Source organism: Heliomarina baculiformis, from assembly GCF_019966545.1.
In the GTDB taxonomy this organism is placed as follows: domain Bacteria; phylum Pseudomonadota; class Alphaproteobacteria; order Rhodobacterales; family Rhodobacteraceae; genus Heliomarina; species Heliomarina baculiformis.
On record NZ_JAIMIC010000007.1, the window covers coordinates 245,803 to 266,480 of the forward strand.

Below are 20,678 nucleotides of genomic sequence, written 5' to 3' on the forward strand. Positions count from 1 at the left end.
CCAACCCCTACATAGGGCTTTGACCGCAGCTTACAAAGCCCGACGCCTGAAACGAGGTACAAATGAATTCGCCCCTGATCCAGCTTCTGGTCCTGGCCGGCATTGCCATATTCCTGATTTTGCGCCTCAAAAGCGTTCTCGGGACACGTGAGGGCTTTGAAAAACCTCCCGTAACCAACCAGTCGGCCAAATCGTCGCGGCCGGATTTCGAGGTAATCGAAGGTGGTCCTGACCACGACATTACCGATCATGTGGATCCCGATAGCGACGCGGCCAAGGAGTTGGCGGCGATGAAACGGGTTGAGCCGGCCTTTTCACTGACCGATTTCATTCAGGGCGCTCGTGGCGCTTATGAAATGATCGTGATGGGTTTCGAACGCGGCAACCTTGATGAAATTCAGCCCTATCTGGCCGAAGACGTGTTTGAAACCTTCGTCAGTGTCGTGTCCGACCGTGAAGACAAGGGTCTCAAGATCACCGCTGAATTCATCGGGATCCGCGAAACCCGGGTTCAGGAGGTCAACTTTGACCGCGCCACCAATCGGGCAGAAATCACCATGCGTTTTGTTGGCGAACTGACCTCCGTCGTGCGCGACGAGGGTGGCGATATCATCGAGGGCAGCGAAACCACCGCCAAGCGTCAGAAAGACAGTTGGACCTTCGCCCGCACCATGGGTGAAGACGATCCGAACTGGTTGCTGGTCGCCACGGACGCATGATTGCGGTCCTGCGCGCGATATGCATGGCGGGCGCGATGATGGCCGCCCCCGGCGCGCAGGCTGAGATCACCCATAAAGTCGTTCCCTTCGAAGAACTTGATGGGTGGTCTGAGGATAATCACAGGGATGCGTTCGCCGCTTTCCTGACCACCTGTACCGATCTAAAAGATCCGGACTGGCTGTCTATTTGCGCCGTCGCCCAGAGCAACACGGACGGCAATCCGAAATCTTTCTTCGAACTCTTCTTTCGTCCTGTCCTGATCGAAGACGGCGGCAATTCGCTGTTCACCGGGTACTTCGAACCCGAACTCGAAGGGTCGCGCCACCCGACACCACGGTTCCGGTATCCGCTCTACAAAATGCCGCCCGAAGCGAAAAACGCGAACCCTTGGTTGTCACGGGAAGAGATTTTTTCGTCCGGCGTGCTCGACAATCGTGGGCTTGAGATTGCGTGGGTCGATGACCCGGTCGAACTCTTCTTTCTCCAGATTCAGGGGTCGGGCCGTATCCGCCTCCAGAACGGAGAATCCCTGCGCGTCGGATATGGCGGCGCCAATGGTCACCCATATCGGTCCATCGGTGTCGAATTGGTCCGTCGCGGTATCTATGATGCCCACCAAGTCAGCGCCCAGGTCATCAAGAACTGGGTGAAACGGAATCCCGAGGCTGGACGAGATCTGCTCTACCATAACCCGTCTTATGTTTTCTTTCGGGAGATCAGCAAGGTAGCCGCCCACCTCGGGCCGCTTGGCGCGATGAACAGATCGGTTACAGCCATGCGCAGTCTCGCGGTAGATCCACAGTTCACGCCGCTCGGCGCGCCGGTATGGCTTGAAAAGGATGGGGAAAATCCGATCCGGCGCTTGATGGTGGCGCAAGACACCGGCTCAGCGATAAAGGGCGCCCAGCGCGCAGATGTTTTCTTTGGCACCGGCGATGCGGCGGGAGAAGCCGCCGGCAGGCTCCGCGACCCAGGCCGCATGCTCGTTTTGCTTCCCATTCAACGCGCCTATGCGCTGGCTACGGATGGCGTCTGATGAAACGCCGTCGGCTCAGCCAGGAAGAAATCGAGCTATGGAACAAGGTGGTTTCAAAGGCTCAAAAAATGCATCCCGAGCAGACGGTTTTCAAACCCGCCGAAACGAAGCCTGTGGTGACGAAAGCGTCATCGAACCAATCACCCTCGCGGCCTGCTCCGCCGCGTCCAGCAGCCCAGCCAAAACCACTTTCCCCGCCCCCTGTCGCGCCGATGAACATGGACCGAAAGGCTTTCGGGCGCATGAAACGAGGCAAACTGGTCCCCGAGGCGCGGATCGATCTGCATGGCATGACGCTCGATCAGGCCCATCCGGCTCTTACGCGTTTCATTCTTGGCGCTCAGTCCTCTGGCAAGCGTCTTGTTCTGGTCATCACCGGCAAGGGCAAGATGGGAGAAGATAACTTTCTTGTTTCCCGGCAGAGAGGCGTTCTGAAACGACAGGTTCCCCACTGGCTCCAGATGTCACCCCTGTCTCAGGCAGTGCAACAGGTCAGCCCGGCGCATATTCGCCACGGCGGCGACGGCGCACTGTACGTCTATCTGCGCAGGCAACGCTAAGCGCTGCTTAGCCTGGCTTTGTTTCTTCGGACGCCGATGTTCATGCACAATGTCGTAAGCAGGAAATAGGCCGATACGCCGAGGAATTGTGTCTCTAACCCGATACCCTGATCGATCATGACCCCTGTAATGCCGGGTCCAATAGCAGATCCAAGCACCATGACGGCAGCGGCCATTGCCTTGATCGATCCAATATTGGCCGTGCCGTAGAACTCTGCCCAGAAAGCATTTGGAACTGTCGTGTTCGCGCCTGTTGTCATCGCCATGAAGAACAACCCGAGGAGTACGACGGGAAGACTTTCAGAAACACCGAAAACGGCAAATGCAACCACCATCGGCAATTGAAAGAACGGAATGATACGGGCCGTCCCCAAACGGTCCAGCAGCCAGCCCGATATGATCATCGAGCCGACACCGAAGGCTGTGTAGAACGGAAAGAGAGCAACAAGCTCCACGTGGTCCCATCCATTGATCTCGGCGAAATGGACCTGATGAAAAAAGAACGCCGTATTGAAGGCGGACGGACCCAGCAAGGCCGGTACCATGAACCAGAACAGGGAATGCCTGAGCGCCTGATTGCGGGTCCAGTGACGTCCATCCATGCCGAGCGAGGATTCAGATTGAAGCATACTTTGCGGCGTTCGCTCATTCTGCAGGGCCGCCATCAGCACCGGGATCGATATCAGACAGATCAGGGCGGCGATGATCCAGAGATAATGCCAGTTCATCACGCTCATCAAGCTCACGAAGATCACCGGCAAACAGGCTTCGCCAATGGAAAACCCAAGCGAAGCGATGGAGAGCGCGCGGCCACGCCGAGCGAGGAACCAACGGCTCATGGCGACGACGGCCAGATGGCTGGTCATGCCTTGCCCGAAAAAACGCAGGCCGAAAATTACAATTGGCAGGAAAGCGGCAAACGGGTTGAATGACATTAGCAGACAAGCCGAGGCAAGACCCGAGAGGATGAGCGGACCAAGAACGCGAACTCTGAACAGGTCCGTTAGTCCGCCTGCCCAGATCATGACTATCGCGGAAATTGACGTCCCGAGCGTATAGATCCCGCCCCACTGCCCGTGGCTCAACCCGAATTCACCGCGGATTTCACCGGAGAAAACCGAGATGAAAAAGGTCTGCCCGAAGCTGGACAGGAAGGTCAGAAGCCCCCCTGCCCCGAGCCAGAGCAAATTTTGTCGAAAGAACGCCGAAAACACCATCCGGATGAAGTGACCGAGGTGTCGCCGTCAGGCAAGCGAATTCTTGGACAGGCGGACACCGCCTGCCCTGTCTGTTAAAGGACGTAGCGACTTATATCAGCCGAACGGGTAAGTTCGCCGAGGTTTTTCTCTACGAAATCAGCGTCGACCGTGATTTCCTCACCCGCCCTGTCGGGCGCGGTAAAGGACAGCTCCTCGAAGACCCGCTCCATCACCGTATAAAGCCGCCGGGCCCCGATGTTTTCAACCGACTTGTTCACGTCGGCTGCGATCTTGGCCAGCGCAGCGATGCCTTCCGGCGTAAAGGATACCTTTACGCTCTCGGTCCCCATGAGCGCGGTATATTGCAGGGTAAGCGCATTGTCGGTTTCCGTCAGGATCCGCACGAAATCTTCTTCGGTGAGTGCGCGCAGCTCGACCCGGATGGGCAGACGACCCTGAAGTTCCGGCAGCAGATCCGAAGGTTTCGCAATATGGAACGCCCCTGAGGCGATGAACAGGATATGATCGGTCTTGACCGGGCCGTATTTCGTGCTGATGGTCGTGCCCTCGATCAAGGGCAAGAGATCGCGCTGAACGCCCTCGCGGCTTACATCCCCTCCCCGTGCGTCGGAGCGTGCGCACACCTTGTCGATTTCATCCAAAAAAACGATGCCGTTCTGTTCCACCGCCTCGACAGCCGCACGGTTGACGGTTTCATCATCCAGCAACTTGTCAGCTTCTTCACCGATCAGAACATCGTAGCTATCCGCTACGGTCATCTTTCGTTTCTGGGTACGTCCGCCAAGGGCCTTTCCAAAGAGGTCACCGATATTCATCATCCCCATGTTCGCGCCGGGCTGGCCGGGAACATCGAACATTGCCATCGGGTTTGAATTGTCCGCCAGTTCCAGCTCGATTTCCGTATCGTCGAGTTCCCCGGCTTTCAGTTTTTTGCGGAACATCTCGCGGGTGCCTTCACGCGCGTCTTCGCCAGCAATTGCGGTGATCACGCGCTCTTCGGCAGATTTCTGGGCGTTGGCCTTGACGTCTTCGCGCATGTACTCGCGCGTCATTGCGATCGAACTGTCGATGAGATCGCGAATGATCTGCTCCACGTCCCGTCCGACATATCCGACCTCGGTGAATTTCGTCGCCTCGACCTTGATGAAAGGCGCGCGGGCAAGCTTGGCCAGACGGCGGCTGATTTCAGTCTTGCCCACCCCGGTGGGTCCGATCATCAGGATATTCTTCGGATAGACTTCGTCGCGGAGATCATCCGACAGCAATTTGCGGCGCCACCGGTTGCGCAGCGCGACGGCGACTGCGCGCTTGGCGTCCTTCTGGCCAATGATATAGCGATCCAACTCGCTGACGATTTCCCGGGGAGTGAGGTCTGTCATCTCTTTTCCTTCTTCACCCAAATTTCTGAAAGAAATTTGCCAAGAAAATTCCAATTTTCTTACTTGGTGATTTTTTCAACGGTCAGGTTGCCATTCGTATAGACACATATGTCGGCAGCGATCTTCATCGCATCGCGCGCGATCTGCTCGGCGTCGCGTTCGCTGTCCATCATGCCGCGGGCCGCGGCCAACGCATAGTTTCCGCCGGACCCGATTGCAGTCACGTCATGCTCGGGTTCCAGAACATCACCGGCACCCGTGATGACAAAAATATCCGCCCCGTCCGAGACGATCAGCATGGCTTCGAGTTTCTGCAGATACTTGTCCGTGCGCCAATCCTTGGCCAGTTCCACGCTAGCTCGCGCAAGTTGGCCCGGCAGTCCTTCGAGCTTGGCTTCCAGGCGCTCCAGCAGCGCAAAGGCATCGGCTGTCGATCCGGCGAACCCGGCAACAATATCATAACCTCCGGGCGATAGACGGCGCACCTTGCGGGCGGTCCCCTTGATCACTGTCTGACCAAGCGAAACCTGACCATCACCTGCAATGACAACCTCGCCGCCTTTTTTCACGCCGATGATTGTCGTGCCATGCCAGCCGGGGAAATCTTCTTTGCTCATACTGCCTCCTGGTTCATGCGCCCTATATGTAACCCGCGTCCATGAGTGACAAGGGGCAGGAATTTTCCCAGTAAAAACAAAGGCGCTCCCATGGGAACGCCTCTGGATCGCGATTATGTCGCTGCGATCAGAGCGCGTCGTCGATCCAGCTCTGAAGCGCGGCTTTGGGCGCGGCGCCGGCACGGTTGGATACGACTTCGCCATTCTTGAAGATGAACAGGGCCGGAATGCCTCGCACACCCATGGCGGCGGCAGAATTCGGGTTGCTGTCTACGTCGACCTTGGCAACCTTAATCCGATCACCGTATTCTTCGGACAGTTCTTCAAGCGCGGGCCCGATCTGTTTGCACGGACCGCACCATTCGGCCCAGAAATCCACCACAACGGGGACATCGGAATTTTTCACTTCGGCGTCAAACGTGGCGTCTGTTACGGCGACGGTGGACATGGGGGTACTCCTAAAGAGATGCGTCAGGTTAGGGAACCTATGAACGGCCGGCGCCAAGGTCAAGCTCCGGGGTTCGCGCAAGCGCATCGGTCACGAGATCGTGGGATAGTTCCATGAGAGCCCCGGTTCGCGTCCAGAGGATCGCGACGCGGCAGCTTCGGTCAGGGTAGATCTGTTTCAACGCCCACAGATACGCGCCCATCTGGCGCAGCAATCCCTCAGGGCAGAGTTCCGGCGTGGCGGGAACAGTCGCGTTTGTCTTGAAATCCACCGCCAGCACATCCGTTTCCGTCACTACCAGCCGGTCAATGACACCGTGAATGCGACGCGATCCGATATTTGCGGTGATCGGCACTTCGGCAAGCACGTCCGGACCAAGCAGGTGCGTCAATTCCGGGTTGGCCATGACGGCCTGCGCTTCGCTCAGGATATCCGCGCGCTCTTCTGCGGTCAGGCCGGAAACAAGACGATCGGCGAAAAGCTCATGGTCTTCGGGCATCGCGGCAGGCAGGTGTTCAAGCAAGGTATGAATACGTGTCCCGCGAAGCTTTGCGATATCTTCGGTTTCTCCTTCCGCACCGGCAAGTGCCTTCGCCCCGCCAAGGTCGGACGGGCTCAGGGTTTCCGGTGCCACGACAACATCCGGGATGGCTTTGGAAAACACGTCGGGAACGCGCTGCTTTTCGAATACGATCGTATCCGGACTGCGGATCGGCAAATCGGTCCATGCGTCATCCACAAGTTCCAGACCGGTGCCGCCCGGAAAATCGCGTTCGGTCGCCCCCGCGCGGCGCATTGCGGGCTCGATAATCTGGTACCAGCTGTCGCCATTCTTGTCCAAATCCCCGGCAGAAGCGACGATAAGCCGTTTTTCCGCTCGGGTCAGCGCTACGTAAAGTAGGCGCTGTCTTTCGTTGATCTCCCCCTGCTTCGCTCTGTCGATGGAGGGCTGCAACACGCGCGGCAGATCGGCAGCGGCCGGACGCCAAACGGGCTGTCCTTCAAGAATGGAGAGATCTCCGCGCCCGCCGACCTGTCGCTTCGCCGTGTCCGGAAGGATGACGATAGGCGATTCCAACCCTTTTGAGCCATGCACGGTCATTACCCGGATCATGTTGCCGGCGTTGCCCATCTGGCGCTTGATCTCGAGATCGTCGGTTTCCATCCATGCGAGGAACCCGGTGAGATTGGGTATCTCGACCCGCTCATAAGCCAGTGCCTGAGACAGCAGCGCATTTATCCCGTCCTCGGCCTCGGCCCCCAACCGCCCGAGCAGGGTTTGACGGCCGTCGTGGCGTGTCAAAATCCGCTCGATCAGATCGAAGGGCCGGAGGAAATCCGCCTGATTGCGAAGGTCATAGAGAACCGACAGTGTCTCAGGGAACTCCCCTGCCCGATCTCGCAGGCTCTGCCAGAGAAAATTGCTTTTCCGGCGATGCGCGAGATCGAACAGCTGTTGTTCAGTCCACCCGAAGATGGGCGATTTCAGTACCGTGGCAAGCGACAGATTGTCCTCGGGTGTCGCGAGAAACCTCAGGAGCGCGCCAAGGTCCTTGACAGCAAGCTCCGCCCCGACCTTCAGCCGGTCGGCCCCGGCAATGGGAAGCCCTGCAGATTTGCAGGCCCGGATGATCTCGGCAAAAAGATCGGACCGGCGTTGTACGAGGATCAGGAAGTCGCCTGCTTTCACCGGCCGTCGATGCAGCCCTTCTGCATCCTCGTCCGGAATCGTCTCGCCGGTGTCGATTTGCCGTTTGATTTCGGCGGCGATCTGTTCGGCGAGAATGACCGTGTGGTGACGCGGGCTTGGCCGGTCCAGCGGATCGGTCCAAGGCTGGTCCTCGTCATCAGAGACCTTTTCGACGCAGGGCCAAAGATCGACACGTCCGGGCAGATCGGATTTGAACGCACGGTGCTTGGAATCCGGGGAAAAGCCCGCCTCGCCACGCCCGTCAAAGACAAGATCGACAAGCCTAAGAATGGTCTCGGCCGAACGGAACGAGAATTCCAGTTCAAGATCGAAAAGCCGCGACCCCTTGGCCTTTAGCCGGGCGCCGAACTCTGCCTGCATGCGGTCAAAGGCGTCCGGGTCGGCACCCTGAAAGGAATAGATCGATTGCTTTTTGTCACCGACCACAAAAATGGTGCGATCGACATCCTCGCGCGCACCGATACCGCTGGTGAATTCCTGCGCCAGCTTTTCCACCACGTCCCATTGTTCTGGGCTGGTATCCTGCGCCTCGTCGACAAGGATGTGATCGATCCCCCCGTCTAACCTGTAAAGAACCCAGGCCGCGACGGCGGGATCGTTCAGCAATTGGCGTGCCTTTAGGATCAGATCGTCGAAGTCCAGCCAGCCTCTGACCTGCTTGCGCCGCTCGTATTCCGGTAGGAAAGCGGCTGCGAAACGATGCAGCGCGAGCGACTTCTCAACCGTGACAAGACCCAGCCGGGCCGTGCGGGTATCTTCCACCCGGCGCATGAAATCCTCGACCTCATCCATCAGTGCAGGGTTGTCCTTTTGCACCGACTTCGTGGGGAAAGAACCGATTTTGGCTGTAAAGGGTTCTTTGGCCCCTGCCCCCGTCAAAAACACATTTTCGAGTATTGGCAAGGCCTTAAGGTCGAACTCCTTGATCGAGGCCAGCTTGTCTGCGTTCGATTGATCCGTTTTGCCGCCACCTTGCAGCGCGGCTATCAAGCGCGCCAGCAGAGCCATTTCATCACCAAGAAACACGCGCCCGAGAATGGCGCTTTCGTCAAGGTCTTCGGGCAAACCGAACAGTTGCATAATCGCGCCCCGGTCCGGTTGCCCCGAAAATGCAGCGCGCTTGCCGAGGACCATCGCGGTCAGCCCGTCGAAACCGTTGTCGCTGATGTATTGCGCGACTCCGTCCAACAGCGCGGCTTGGTCTCCGTTTGCGAAATCCTCAACGATTTCCTGCTGCAAGAGCCGCGCTCCGCGGTCTTCGACCTCGGTGAATTGTGGGCTGACGCCAGCTTCCAGCGGGAAGCGGCGCAAAAGCGATGAACAGAAGGAATGGATCGTCTGGATCTTGAGTCCGCCCGGCGCTTCGATTGCCCGTGCAAACAGGGTGCGCGCATGGCGCATCCGCTCCGGGGTGATCACTCCGTCGACGCCCAGAACCGTAAGAGCGGAAGCCAGTCGGGTGTCGTCCAGCATCGCCCATTCACCCAGCCGCTTGAACAGCCGGTTCTGCATCTCGCTGGCGGCGGCCTTGGTATAGGTCAGGCAAAGAATATTCTGCGGCTGAACCCCAGCCATCAAGAGCCGCGCCACGCGGTCGGTCAGAACGCGGGTCTTACCAGAACCCGCATTTGCGGCAAGCCATGTGGAGGCATCGGGCCGTGCTGCTTGAACCTGACGTTCCGTCGCTTCATCGCGCGGGGTCATGTGAGATCCTCGGGACTGGAAGGGGCGCTGCGGTCCCATTCGCCAAACCGCGCCAGTTGGTCGTAATCTCCGGCATCCGTGTCCTTTTGCTGTGCCCGTCGCGAGGTAAACCCCTGATCCTGCTCGAAATAGGCGCCGATCAATTCACGCAATTCGGCCAGCACCTTTTCCGGCGGCTCCTCGACAAGGGGGGCTTCGACTTCGTTATACTTGCTGCCGAGCCCGATAAAGGTCGCCGCGATCACCTTGCCCATCGGCACGTTGTCAAAGGCACCCTGCTCGGCCATCGCGGCTTCGATCAGAAGTTGCTTGTCGAACTTGGCCTGAACCGACGCGCTGGGCGGCGTGCCTGTCTTGTAGTCGTAGATGATCAGTTCACCCACTTCGTTCTGGTCGATCCTGTCCGCCTGTCCGCTCAGTCGGAAATCGAGCGGTGCAAGGTAAATGCCGCCGCTGACCTCGAACTTCAAAGGTATCGCCCGGGACTGGCGCTGAACTTCGCTTTCAACGAATGGCTCGGCCACCTTTTTCATCCGGGCCTGCCACAGGCGTTTGGCGACGGGCCATGACACTTTTTCTTCGAGGATCGCGCTGCATTTTTCCAAGAAGGCATTGAGGCTGAGCTTGGAGGGGTCGTCCCGTGTTTCCTTGACGAAATGCTCGAGAATCTCGTGCACGACGATGCCGCGCAGCAGTGCATCTGGTTCGCGTACCAGCGGATCCAACGGCCGCAGTCGCAGGACATGCTTGGCATAGACCGCGTAAGGGTCCCGGATCAGCCGCTTGATTTCCGTCACTGACAGCTTGCGGGGACGCGCGGCGACCGGCGGCCGCGGAGAGGGCCGTTTGGCGGGTTCAATCGGTTCCGCCTCTTCCATCGTTTCGGCCCAGTCGACCCATTTGCGGCCCCTGTTTCGCATGGCTTCGAGCGCTGGGCGGCCTTGTTCCGGCAAACCCTGCAACAGGTTGGTGATGCGGTTCAGCCAGCGCGAGGGGATCGTTTCGGAATCCTCGGATCGTTCCGACCGCGTCAGCCAGACTTCCGGTGCCGCCACGGCAAGCTGGAAGTCATGAGCAGAAAGCCCGATCCGCCGTTCGGGCAGCAACAATCCGGCCTGATGCCTGAGCTTGCGGTTCAGCCACGGGTCGGGGGACGGTGCTTCGGGCCATGTGCCTTCGTTCAGACCGCCGAGGATGAGCAGATCCGCCCCCTGAACCCGCGCCTCCAGCGTGCCCCAGATGAGCACCTGAGGATGCGGGGCGTCCCGGTCGCGGACCTCTTCACCACTGAGAACCGCGCCCAGCAGGTCGGTGAATTCGCGGGCGGTCATCTCGCCCCCGTATTCCGCTTCGTCCCGAAGGGCGGCGATGACAGAGAGCGCCTTTTGGCCTGCGTTCTTCTCCCAAAGCCCGCCGCTACCCTCGGCCCGGCTGCCTGCGGCCAGTTTTTCCGCGAGAGTTACAAGTGTCTCGATCCATTCGCCAAGCGGCAGGGAATTTTCGACGCAGCGATCCGTGACCGTCTCGACGAGCCAGTCGATCCAGTGTGGGGGGACATCGCCGGTATCCCGTGTCTGGTAGGCGCCAAGGCTTTCCGCATCGGGAAACGGCGGACCGTTTTTCCGCAGAAACAGTTCAAGATCCCGCGTCAGAAGCAGATGTTCCCCACGTTCCGCGCCGCTGTGACAAAGCGGGTGCTTCAGCAGGGCCATCAGCTTTTCGTTGTTCAGCCGCTGCGTGAAAAGCTGCGCCACATGGCGCAGGAACCGGCCCGGCGGGGAGAGTTGCAAAGGCAAGCCCGCGCTGTCATCGGGCAGGATACGCCATTGATCGATTGCCGCGCTGACCCGCCGGGTCAGCATCCGGTCGGGCGTGATCAATGCCGCCGTCTGACCATCGTCGACGGCCTGCCGCAACCGCATCGCGATGGCCAGCGCTTCGGCGCGGGGGCCGGGGGCCTCGACAAGTGTCAGGTTTTCCGTCGCGCCCGCTATGTCCTGAAGATGCGGGCCTTCCTCAAGCCAGGCGTGTGTGTACGGTGCCGGTCTTAGTGCAAGCGAGACCAGCCTATTGCGCGCCTTTGACGGCGGTTCGCCCTCGGTCCAAGACTGGACATCCTCGTGGTTCAGTCCCAGCGTTTCCATCATCCGGTAGAAACGGAACTGCGGATGGTCTTCGGAAACCAGCGCGTCGGCCATGTCGTCCCAGACCGATTGCGGTTGATCGAAATCGAAGCCCGGCAGGATCACCGCCCCCTGCGGCAGCCGGGCAACCGCGTCGATCAGCATCAGCGTGGTGCCACGCGATCCGGTCGACCCGGCAAGGATCACCGGGTGCGACGGTGGGTTTACGGCCCATTCCTTTACAAGCGCTTCAACCTGCGCCCGCTGCTGTGCCTGCGGATCGATCCTGTCCTCACCTTCACCCAGATAACTGTCAACGATTCCAATGAATTGCTGCGCGCGCGCCCAATGACCGGACATGTCCGAAACGTCCAGATCGCGGATGGTCTGGGTGCTTACACCTTCGCCCTGCATCTCGTCCATGAGCGCGGCGAGGCTATCGGCGAGATGGTAGAGAGACGACTGCGCGGCAAGATCCGGCTGGGCCTTGAGCAGGACAGAAATGAGCTGCGCGAGTTCGAGACGACGGCGCAAAACAGGGGTCACAAGCCGTGCAGCATCTGTACACCCCCTGTACACCGTATCGGTGACAAGCGAGAGCCGGGGCAACAGCCGGGCGGGTCCCGCATCGTAAATATCCCGTATGCGGCGTTCCATTCGGCGGGTGTTCACGATCAATTGGACGCGGGCCAGCGCTTCGGGCGATTGGCCGGCGAGACGGGCATCCAGCCCCTTGATCAGCTCGGCCGGGAAATCGACGCCGGGGGGCAAGGCAAAGAGGCGGGGTTTGTCACTGGGTTCGAACATCATGCATTCTTTAGCAACTGTTCAGCGAGCCCGATACCTTGAGGATGGCCGACGTCGCACCACCGGCCGGGATAGGCACATCCAAAGATCCGCCCGGACTGGCTTAGGTCATCCCAGACGCGGTTCAGGGAGAAGACCTTTTGATCTGTGTGCTCGACCGCGCCGGTTTTGAGGATCTGAACGCCGCCATAAACATAATCGCCCTGGCGCGCGAGCCTGCCATCGGGGTCAAGCGAGAAATCACCGCCGCCCACGCGACCGACGGTGTTTCCGACCGGCACACAGATCAGCAGCGCGTCCATGCGATTGGGATCCCAGGCCTTGGCAAGGCAGGACAGCGGGTTGGGACCGGCCCAGATCGCATCCGTGTTCATGGTAAAGACAGGATCGGCCGCCAGCAGGGGCAGGGCAGCTTTCAACCCGCCGCCGGTATCGAGGATATCCGGCTGTTCGTCCGAGATGAGGATATCGCGACCGGCGAGGTAATCTGCCAGCATTGGGGCCTTGTAATGGGTGTTCACCACTTTGCGCAGCGGGCCGAAATTATCCACGATTTCAAGCGTGTGGTCGATCAGTGGCCTGTTCAGCACGTTGACAAGAGGTTTGGGCCTGTCGGCGGTCAGTTCGCCCATACGCGTGCCGAACCCGGCGGCAAAGAGCATGATGGCTTTTGGAGCATTCATTATTCGGCCCGAAGAAGCGCGAGATTTTCAGGCGTCGGTTGGGGCAGGTTGGTAAGCAGAAGATCCGCAACCAGGGCCAGCGCCGGGTGTTCGAGATCGCGGGTGAGAACCTCCCAGACCTTCGGGATCATTTCGACATAGCGGGGTTTGCCATAGGTCGTTCCGAGCCGTGCGAATACACCGAGAATCCGCAGGTTGCGCTGGGCGCCGAGCACGGCGTAGGCCTTGCGGAAAGCGTGATCCTGGACGCCGGTTTCGTCGATGTAATGGGCGATCATCTTCGCTTCGACCCCAGGAGAGACATCGCGGCGAATGTCCTGAAGCAGGGAGACGAGATCATAGGCCGGGTGACCCGACATGGCATCCTGAAAATCCAGCAGGCCGACACGCGCGACGCCGGTTCTGTCAGGTAGCCAGAGCAGGTTATCGGCGTGGTAGTCGCGCTGAACCAGGACGGGGTTTTCGGGTTCGATATCGCGCAGGATCGTATTGAACTGCCCCGCGAAACGCTCGGCCACCTGCGGATCGGGCGCGCCATTGACGCGGTCGGCATATTCAGAAAACGCCAGACCGGCCAGATCGGTCATCAGCGCCGCGTCGTAAGCGCCAAGAGGTGGGAGCGGCGCCTTGTGCAGTTCGATCAGGACATCGACCGCCGCGCTGTAGAGTTCCTCTTCGAGGGCGGGGTCATTAGCAATGACGCGGGAAAAAAGATCGTCGCCCAGATCCTCGAGGATGAGAAATCCGTTTTCCTCGTCCGCGGCGATGATTTCGGGCGCGCTCAGTCCGGTTTCTTTCAGGTGCCGGGCTATCTTGACGAAGGGGCGGATGTCTTCGCCCTTTTCCGGCGGCGCGTCCATGAAAACAGCGGTTCCGCCGGTCTCCGTTTTGGTCAGCCGATCATACCTGCGGTTCGACGCATCACCGGCCAAGAGGCTGCGGTCGGCATTCTTCCACTCGGTTCCGGCGATGAATGCTTTTGCGAGTTCGGCGCGGTCGGTCATGTGAGCATTTCCAGTTTCTTTTCCCATTTCGGGTCGGTCCAGCTGAGGTTCAGTTGGCGGCTGTCTTCGTTCACCTTGTCGGGCAAGAGTTCAAGGGTAAGGGCATCGAGCGGGGTCAAATCGACCAGGCGTTCAGGCCATTCGATCAGGCAGATGGCGTCGGTGAAGGCATCCGTCAGGCCAAGTTCCTCGATCTCGTCGGGGCCGGACAGCCGGTAGAGATCGGCGTGCCAGATCGTGCCTGTGGAGCCGTCGTAGATCTGAACGAGGGTGAATGTTGGAGAGGGCACGTCTTCGGGGATATCCTGAAGTGACTGCACCAGATGTCGGCAGATATGGGTCTTGCCCGCGCCGACGGGGCCAAAGAACAGCACCGTATCGCCCGGCGCGAGCGTTTTGCCCAGCCGGGTGGCGAAGGCTGCGCTGTCTTCGGGCGAGGTCAGGGTGAAAGTGCGTTCGGCGGTCATGAGCCGCACAATGGCGAGCCGGACCGGCAGCCGCAAGCGGTCAGTTATGCACTTCGAGCTGCGGTTTCCCGTTGATCTGAACCATGTTGGCGGGCGACAGGTTCGAAAAGGTGATGAGACTGGTGCCGTTCAGGATGGGGCGGACGCGACACAGCATGCGTTCACCATTCTGGAGCGTGATTTCAGCTTCCCAGTTGGTACGATTTTCGCTGGCGCTGACGAAATCGCGGATTTCTCCCCAGATCGGCGTTGCCTTGCAATTCTGTTGCCAGATCCGGGTCGCGTCGATGACGGTGCTTTGGGTAAAGCTGCTGTCTGGATCGACATTCCAGAGATCGCGATAGGCCTTGTTGCACAGGGCCAGCGTGCCATCGGGAACAAAGACGACAAAGGCATCGCCGATTTCGTCAAGCACAGCCTGACCCAGTTCCAGATCCGACCGGAAACGGCGGGTAAGGGTGATCTCGGCTGTGATATCCTCAAACAGAAAGGCGATAGCGCCATCCGGATGCGGGCGTCCGTTGACCGAATAGACCGAACCCGACGGCAGCGACCATGTTTCCTGATAGCGGCCATCGGAGGCGGCGGCGACAAGCTCGGCCATCTGGTGGCGCCAGCCACTGTAATTCTTGGGCTCCGGCATAATGCGCTGGTCACGCAACCGGTCGAAAAAGGTGAGCAGGTTGGGGCGGGCCGAGAGGAATTCGGCGGGCAGGGCGGTCAGGTCGATCAGCGCTGGATTGAAAAGCGCGAGCTGCCGGTTGCGGTCGAAAATCGCCAGCCCGATGGAAAGCTGCGCGAAGGTCTTGGCCAGCGTCTGCACGAATTTCCGCTGTGCGTTTTCCGCTTCGACCACTGCGTTCACGTTTACGGCGCAGCAAAGCGGACCTTCGTCATTGGCGATAACAGAAACATCGTACCAGATCCGGTCACCAGTGCCGAGCATGGTGACTGGCACCCGGCGGGAGCGGGACTGTTCCACGTCGCTGGGCAGGATCGGGAACAAGCAGGAGGTTTCGGATTCGGGTTTCGAACTGATCTTTTCGGCCAGAGACTGATAGGCGGCATTGCTCCATACTACGTCGCCCGATTCAGAGAGTTGCCAGATCGGGTACGGGGTTTTGTTGACCGCAAGCCGAAGCTGCAAGAGCTCATCCCGTGCCGAGGGGCCGAGCAGAAGAGACGGGTCATTCTGAACAGCACTGTTTTCGCCGATGCGGACCCGGGTAATGCCGTCGAGCCATTCCATCGTGAGAATTGCGGGGTCTTCCTTCCCTATGGCGCGACGCCGCACGCGCCCTGCGAGCCGCAGCTCGCTTTGCGAGGACGGCAGATCGCGAAAGCGCGTTTTCAACGCCTCACACAGAGTATTCCAGTCAAAATTTTCCTCGCTGGCCTCGATATATCCGCTTGCTGCAGAGGAGGCATCGAGCAAACGGTTGCCATCGAATATCCAGACCGCGTCATCGTTCGTTTCCGCGACGTACTTGCTTCTCCATGATCGGGAGGACCGGGAACCGGGAGAAAGGGTTGCTACCGTCAGAATTGCCGAAAGCAAGGAAACGATTACAAGGGCTATCCACTCACTCATGGGAAAAGTATTACCGTTTCTCCAGCCAAGGACCTTAGCTACAGTTCCGAGAAATGGTTAACACGACCTTAACCGGAGGAGATTATCTCACCGTCACGTTTCGATAGGCCGGTTCTTCCCGAGGGGAACGATATTGTCGCCGGCGCGGGCGTCGATGCTGCGGCGGGGCCAGCGGACTTCGACAATGGCACCTGTGCGGTTTGCCATTACGGGAACGTCGCCCGTCCATTCCGGCCCGTTTGCAAAGCGAAGTTCGGCGCCGGAACGTTCCAGAAGCGTCTTTGCGATGAAGAGCCCAAGGCCCATGCCTTCGTACCCTGGGCGGGAGGGCCGGTCGGTTTCCTGACGTCTGCGGCGCATGAAGGGATCGCCAATGCGGCCGATAGTCTGCGGTGGAAAACCACGGCCGTCGTCCATGATGCGGATCGAAATGAAGTTCTCGTTCCAGCTCGATTCCAGCCAGACGGTGGTTCGGGCGAAATCGACGGCGTTCTGGACGAGGTTGCGCAAGCCGTGGATGACCTCTGGTTTGCGCAGGATCGAAGGCTGCTGAAAAGCGGTGCCCGAGCCGGGGTGTTCTTCGAAGATGATTTCCTTGCCGCGATCCATATGCGGTTCGGCGGCTTCATTGAGCACGGCGCTGAGAGGTGCCTGACGCAGGTGCAGGTCATCCTTACCGGCCCGGCCCATGTTGCGCAGGATGTCGCGACACCGGTCGGCCTGTTCGCGGATAAGCTGGGCATCCTCGCGCAGGTCGGGGCGGTCGTCCAGTTCCTCGAAGAGTTCGGCACTGGTGAGTTTTATCGTGGCAAGTGGTGTGCCCAGTTCATGCGCCGCGGCCGCAACCACACCGCCAAGGTCAGTCAGCTTTTGTTCACGGGCGAGGGCCATTTGCGTTGCGGCAAGCGCGTCGGACATGGAGTGCATCTCTGAACTGACGCGACGGGAATAGGCGCCCATGAAGAGTGTTGCGATGGTGATCGCGGCCCAGTTGCCAAAGACGAACATGTCCGGCAGGCGCAGTACCTCGCCGCTTTCGGTGACGAGGGGGAGGTGATTGACCGCTAGCATCGTCACCAGCATGATCGCGCAACCGCCGATCAATATCGTCGAGCGCAGGCCCAGAACGCTGGCGGAAATTGTGACCGGGCCCAGCATCAGCATGGCAAAGGGGTTGTTCAGCCCACCGGTCAGGTAAAGCAGGAAGGAAAGCTGGAGCAGGTCGAAGAGAACCATCATGAAGTTCTCTGTCTCATTCAGACGCTTGTTTTCCGGAAAGACGAAAATCGCAATCAGGTTGCCGACGACCGAGACCCCGATGGCGAGGTAGCAAAGACCGAATTCGAGTTGCAGGTTGTACATCTGCTGCGACACGGTGATCGCGGCAAGCTGCCCGACGATGGCGACCCAGCGCAGAAAGATCAGCGTGCGCAGACGGATCCAGTTGCTGCGTTCCTGCCCGTGGAGAATGGCGCCGGAAGAATTGAACATGCGTGACCTTACGTCTGTTGCGGCGGCTAAATATGTTGATAGGTGTCCACGCCGGAACGATCAACAATCATGAGCCAGAGGATAATCACGATGCGCCGCTATTTTGCATTTCTCGGAGCGGCCGTTCTGGTGGCCCTTTTGGGCGGTACCTGGCTTTACACCGTATATGCGCGCAACGACAATCCGCTGGCCTCTTGCGGGGTTGGTCAAGTCGCGGGCGGCTCGGCCCAGATTGGCGGTCCTTTCGAGCTGGTGAATGCATCGGGTGAGACGGTGACCGATACGGAGGTGATCACCGAACCGTCGCTGGTCTATTTCGGCTACACCTTCTGTCCGGATGTCTGCCCGATGGATATGGCGCGCAACGCAGATGCGGTCGATCTGCTACAGGACGCCGGTTATGGCGTAACGCCGGTTTTCATCACCGTCGATCCGGATCGGGATACGCCCGAGGTCGTTGGTGACTTTGCCGACAACCTGCATGAGCGGATGATTGGCCTGACTGGTTCGGCGGAGCAGATCAAGAATGTCAGCCAGACCTACAAGGCCTATTACAACGCGCACAAGGACGAGGGCGAATTCTACCTCGTCGATCATTCGACCTTTACCTACCTTATGACTCCAGAGAACGGGTTCATCGAATTCTTTCGCCGGGATCTGAGCGCCGAGGATATGGCCGAAAAGACCGCCTGCATCATAGACAACCTCTAGGCGAATCGCTGGTTTGACCTTTTCGATGCCGGTCTTCATAGTATGTAAAATAAAGAACAAATGCCGGAGGAACCCGCATGGCAACCGTTGATCCGCATGAGCTTGGTCCTGACCGGTCTTTGCTTTTGCTCGACGATGACGAGCCTTTCCTGCGCAGGCTGGCCAAGGCGATGGAAAAGCGTGGCTTTGAAGTCGAAATGGCAGGTTCTGTTGCTGCCGGGCGTGCCATCGCGACAGCCCGTCCACCGGCCTATGCGGTCGTTGATTTGAGGCTTGAGGATGGCAACGGGCTGGATGTGGTTGAGGTTCTGCGGGACAAGCGGCCCGACAGCCGGGTCGTGGTGCTGACCGGATACGGCGCCATTGCCACTGCCGTGGCGGCGGTCAAGATCGGAGCGACAGACTACCTGTCGAAACCGGCGGATGCGACCGACATCACCAATGCGCTTCTGGCGAAGACGGACGAACTGCCGCCGCCGCCAGAAAATCCGATGAGCGCTGACCGGGTGCGCTGGGAACATATCCAGCGCGTCTATGAGCTTTGCGATCGCAATGTGAGCGAAACGGCGCGGCGGCTGAACATGCACCGCCGGACCCTGCAACGCATCCTTGCGAAAAGAAGTCCACGTTAGAGCCTGTGTCCGGGGGCGATCTGCCTTTGGGCGCGCAGGGCAGCCAGCCTGATCCGACAGGCGGCTGGTCCGAAGAGATCGTGACTTTGAAACGTGCCGTTGTGGTGCCGCCGCTCAAGGGCGACTTTATCCAACCGGCGGGCGTTTTGTCCGAGGATGGTGCCTATTGCGCCCATGGGGCGCTGTGGCGGAAATTTCGCGCCCTGACCATTGCGCCGGAAATGCCGGAGCGGGCTGAGCCGCTGCCCGGGCGCTGGCTATGGGGCGGAGTTCTCTGGGCGCATTTCGGACATTTCCTCGTAGAAAGCAGCGCTCGATTGTGGGCACTCGATCAGTTGGAACAGCCTGTTGACGGCATCCTGTTCATGCCACGACGCCCACGGGCGGGTGATGCGGTCCGGGGATTTCACAAGGATTTCATCCAGTTGATGGCTCCGGAGATGCCAATCCGGGTTGTGACTGACCCGGCCAGCGTCGAAGAATTGGTGGTGCCGGGGCAGGGGTTTGGCCTTGGCCGGATCACGGCGGGGACGGAGTCTTTCAGGCAGGCGGTTCATAACCGGTTTGCTGCGGATGTCGCGGCGGAGGGGCCGGAAAAGATCTATATTTCACGCTCGGCGCTGGGCGTCGGCAAGGGCGGTTTGCTGGGCGAAGAGCGTATGGAAGAGCTTTTGGCAAGCGAAGGCTACGAGATCTTTCATCCGCAACGGCATGACATGGCAACACAGATCGCGCGCTACAAGGCGGCAAAGCAGATCGTGGCGGCGGATGGTTCGGCCATTCACCTGTTTGCGATGGTCGGGCGCGCGGATCAGTCTTTGGCCATTGTCTTGCGGCGCAAATCCTCGGCCAATAACCTGCTGCAATCGAATGTCACGCATTTTTGCGGGCGCGAACCGCTGATGATCGAGGCGCTGCGCAGCGAATGGGTCAAGGCGACCGACAAGAAGAAATCCAATCGGCTGTCCTTTGGTGAGCTGGATTTGCAGAGGATCGGCGCCATGCTGGCCGAGGGCGGTTTTATCCGCGATGCGGCGGCATGGGAGGCGCTGAGCGACGAGGAGCGGCAGGCGCTTTTCGCCGCCAAGAAGCTGACCGGGAAGAACGCGCCTGAGGAATTGCCGAAGTACAAGCGTAACCGGATACGCGCGGCGCGCCGGGCGAGGAAAGCGACCTAGCCAAGCTGTCGCGAGAGGTGCTCGTATCTCTGCGTAAAATCCCGGCGTGTTTCAACGGGGGCGCGCAAGACGATAGTCAAATCCCCTATTAGAGCCTGGTCCGGCTTGCCAAAGAACTTGTTCGCCTCGGCCTCGGTAAAGCCCGCGATGCTCGTCGCTTCCATCCATGCGCTGATGTTGTCGGCCTTCTTGATCTGGCGTTTCACGCTGGCGGGGATTGTGGCGGGCAGGCCGAAACGGATGTGGATGGCCGAGGTCAGACGGATATCGAGATCCTTGTAACCGGGCCCGACAGCTGCTTTCACCGGGGAAATCATGTCGCCGATCACGTATTCGGGCGCGTCGTGCAAAAGCGCGGCCAGTTGCCATTTCGGAGGCGCCTTGGGTGCAATGCGGCGAAACAGCACTTCGACCAGAAGCGAATGTTCCGCAACGGAATAGGCGAAATCGCCATTTGTCTGTCCGTTCCAGCGCGCGACAAAGGCCAGACCATGGGCGATGTCTTCGATTTCGATGTCCACGGGCGTCGGATCAAGCAGATCAAGGCGACGGCCGGACAGCATGCGTTGCCAGGCGCGGGGAGGTTTCATCATGGC

The 20,678-nt window shown here is 59.4% G+C and carries 18 protein-coding genes; 6 read left to right on the top strand and 12 right to left on the bottom strand.

Annotated features, from left to right (window positions below):
- Positions 1-62: 62 nt before the first annotated feature.
- The 3 genes from MF268_RS17510 to MF268_RS25420 all read left to right on the top strand — a co-directional run bounded on the left by MF268_RS17510 (position 63) and on the right by MF268_RS25420 (position 2,316).
- A complete protein-coding gene (locus MF268_RS17510) occupies positions 63-719 on the top strand; it encodes a Tim44/TimA family putative adaptor protein (RefSeq protein ID WP_238372154.1) in 657 nt (218 codons plus the stop codon).
- Positions 716-1,756 carry a murein transglycosylase A gene (mltA, locus tag MF268_RS17515; RefSeq protein ID WP_238372155.1) on the top strand — a complete coding sequence of 347 codons (1,041 nt, stop codon included), beginning with the start codon at positions 716-718 and terminating at the stop codon, positions 1,754-1,756. The genes MF268_RS17510 and mltA overlap by 4 nt, the downstream gene beginning before the upstream one ends.
- A gap of 242 nt (positions 1,757-1,998) precedes the next feature.
- Entirely contained in the window at positions 1,999-2,316 is a 318-nt protein-coding gene (locus MF268_RS25420) for a Smr/MutS family protein (protein WP_337926817.1), read from the top strand.
- On the opposite strand, the gene MF268_RS17525 is transcribed toward MF268_RS25420, so the two are convergent.
- From MF268_RS17525 to regB, 11 genes are all read right to left on the bottom strand, one after another.
- Positions 2,313-3,533 (bottom strand): MFS transporter, encoded by a 1,221-nt coding sequence (locus tag MF268_RS17525; protein WP_238372157.1) that lies wholly within the window; start codon positions 3,531-3,533, stop codon positions 2,313-2,315. The two genes, MF268_RS25420 and MF268_RS17525, sit on opposite strands and share 4 nt — an antisense overlap.
- Before the next feature lie 74 nt (positions 3,534-3,607).
- A complete protein-coding gene (gene hslU, locus MF268_RS17530) occupies positions 3,608-4,915 on the bottom strand; it encodes an ATP-dependent protease ATPase subunit HslU (RefSeq protein WP_238372158.1) in 1,308 nt (435 codons plus the stop codon).
- 59 nt (positions 4,916-4,974) lie between these two features.
- Positions 4,975-5,532 (bottom strand): ATP-dependent protease subunit HslV, encoded by a 558-nt coding sequence (hslV, locus tag MF268_RS17535; protein WP_238372159.1) that lies wholly within the window; start codon positions 5,530-5,532, stop codon positions 4,975-4,977.
- Positions 5,533-5,659: 127 nt separating this feature from the next.
- On the bottom strand, positions 5,660-5,980 hold the full coding sequence (gene trxA / locus MF268_RS17540) for a thioredoxin (RefSeq protein ID WP_088631750.1): 321 nt from the start codon (positions 5,978-5,980) through the stop codon (positions 5,660-5,662).
- Positions 5,981-6,017: 37 nt separating this feature from the next.
- Positions 6,018-9,395, bottom strand: a complete 3,378-nt coding sequence (gene addA, locus MF268_RS17545; RefSeq protein ID WP_238372160.1) for a double-strand break repair helicase AddA — start codon at positions 9,393-9,395, stop codon at positions 6,018-6,020.
- Positions 9,392-12,325: a double-strand break repair protein AddB gene (gene addB, locus MF268_RS17550; RefSeq protein WP_238372161.1), complete on the bottom strand. Its 2,934-nt coding sequence runs from the start codon at positions 12,323-12,325 to the stop codon at positions 9,392-9,394. Before addB ends, addA begins: the two co-directional genes overlap by 4 nt.
- Positions 12,325-13,008, bottom strand: a complete 684-nt coding sequence (locus MF268_RS17555; RefSeq protein WP_238372162.1) for a nucleotidyltransferase family protein — start codon at positions 13,006-13,008, stop codon at positions 12,325-12,327. The genes addB and MF268_RS17555 overlap by 1 nt, the downstream gene beginning before the upstream one ends.
- On the bottom strand, positions 13,008-14,012 hold the full coding sequence (locus MF268_RS17560) for an aminoglycoside phosphotransferase family protein (RefSeq protein WP_238372163.1): 1,005 nt from the start codon (positions 14,010-14,012) through the stop codon (positions 13,008-13,010). The genes MF268_RS17555 and MF268_RS17560 overlap by 1 nt, the downstream gene beginning before the upstream one ends.
- Positions 14,009-14,479, bottom strand: coding sequence for a tRNA (adenosine(37)-N6)-threonylcarbamoyltransferase complex ATPase subunit type 1 TsaE (tsaE, locus tag MF268_RS17565; RefSeq protein WP_238372164.1), 471 nt, complete (start codon positions 14,477-14,479; stop codon positions 14,009-14,011). Before tsaE ends, MF268_RS17560 begins: the two co-directional genes overlap by 4 nt.
- Positions 14,480-14,519: 40 nt before the next feature.
- Complete coding sequence (locus MF268_RS17570; protein WP_238372165.1) at positions 14,520-16,070, bottom strand: PAS-domain containing protein; 1,551 nt, start codon at positions 16,068-16,070, stop codon at positions 14,520-14,522.
- A 93-nt stretch (positions 16,071-16,163) separates the two neighbouring features.
- Positions 16,164-17,561 (bottom strand): sensor histidine kinase RegB, encoded by a 1,398-nt coding sequence (regB, locus tag MF268_RS17575; RefSeq protein WP_238372166.1) that lies wholly within the window; start codon positions 17,559-17,561, stop codon positions 16,164-16,166.
- A 90-nt stretch (positions 17,562-17,651) separates the two neighbouring features.
- On the opposite strand from regB, the gene MF268_RS17580 reads away from it, so the two are divergent.
- The 3 genes from MF268_RS17580 (at position 17,652) to MF268_RS17590 (ending at position 20,082) form a co-directional block, all read left to right on the top strand.
- Positions 17,652-18,272, top strand: a complete 621-nt coding sequence (locus MF268_RS17580) for an SCO family protein (RefSeq protein WP_238372254.1) — start codon at positions 17,652-17,654, stop codon at positions 18,270-18,272.
- A 77-nt stretch (positions 18,273-18,349) separates the two neighbouring features.
- Positions 18,350-18,904, top strand: a complete 555-nt coding sequence (locus tag MF268_RS17585; protein ID WP_238372167.1) for an ActR/PrrA/RegA family redox response regulator transcription factor — start codon at positions 18,350-18,352, stop codon at positions 18,902-18,904.
- 5 nt (positions 18,905-18,909) lie between these two features.
- Positions 18,910-20,082 (top strand): glycosyltransferase 61 family protein, encoded by a 1,173-nt coding sequence (locus tag MF268_RS17590; RefSeq protein ID WP_238372168.1) that lies wholly within the window; start codon positions 18,910-18,912, stop codon positions 20,080-20,082.
- Here MF268_RS17590 and MF268_RS17595 read toward each other — a convergent pair.
- On the bottom strand, positions 20,079-20,675 hold the full coding sequence (locus MF268_RS17595; RefSeq protein WP_420485442.1) for an HD domain-containing protein: 597 nt from the start codon (positions 20,673-20,675) through the stop codon (positions 20,079-20,081). The two genes, MF268_RS17590 and MF268_RS17595, sit on opposite strands and share 4 nt — an antisense overlap.
- Positions 20,676-20,678: the final 3 nt, after the last annotated feature.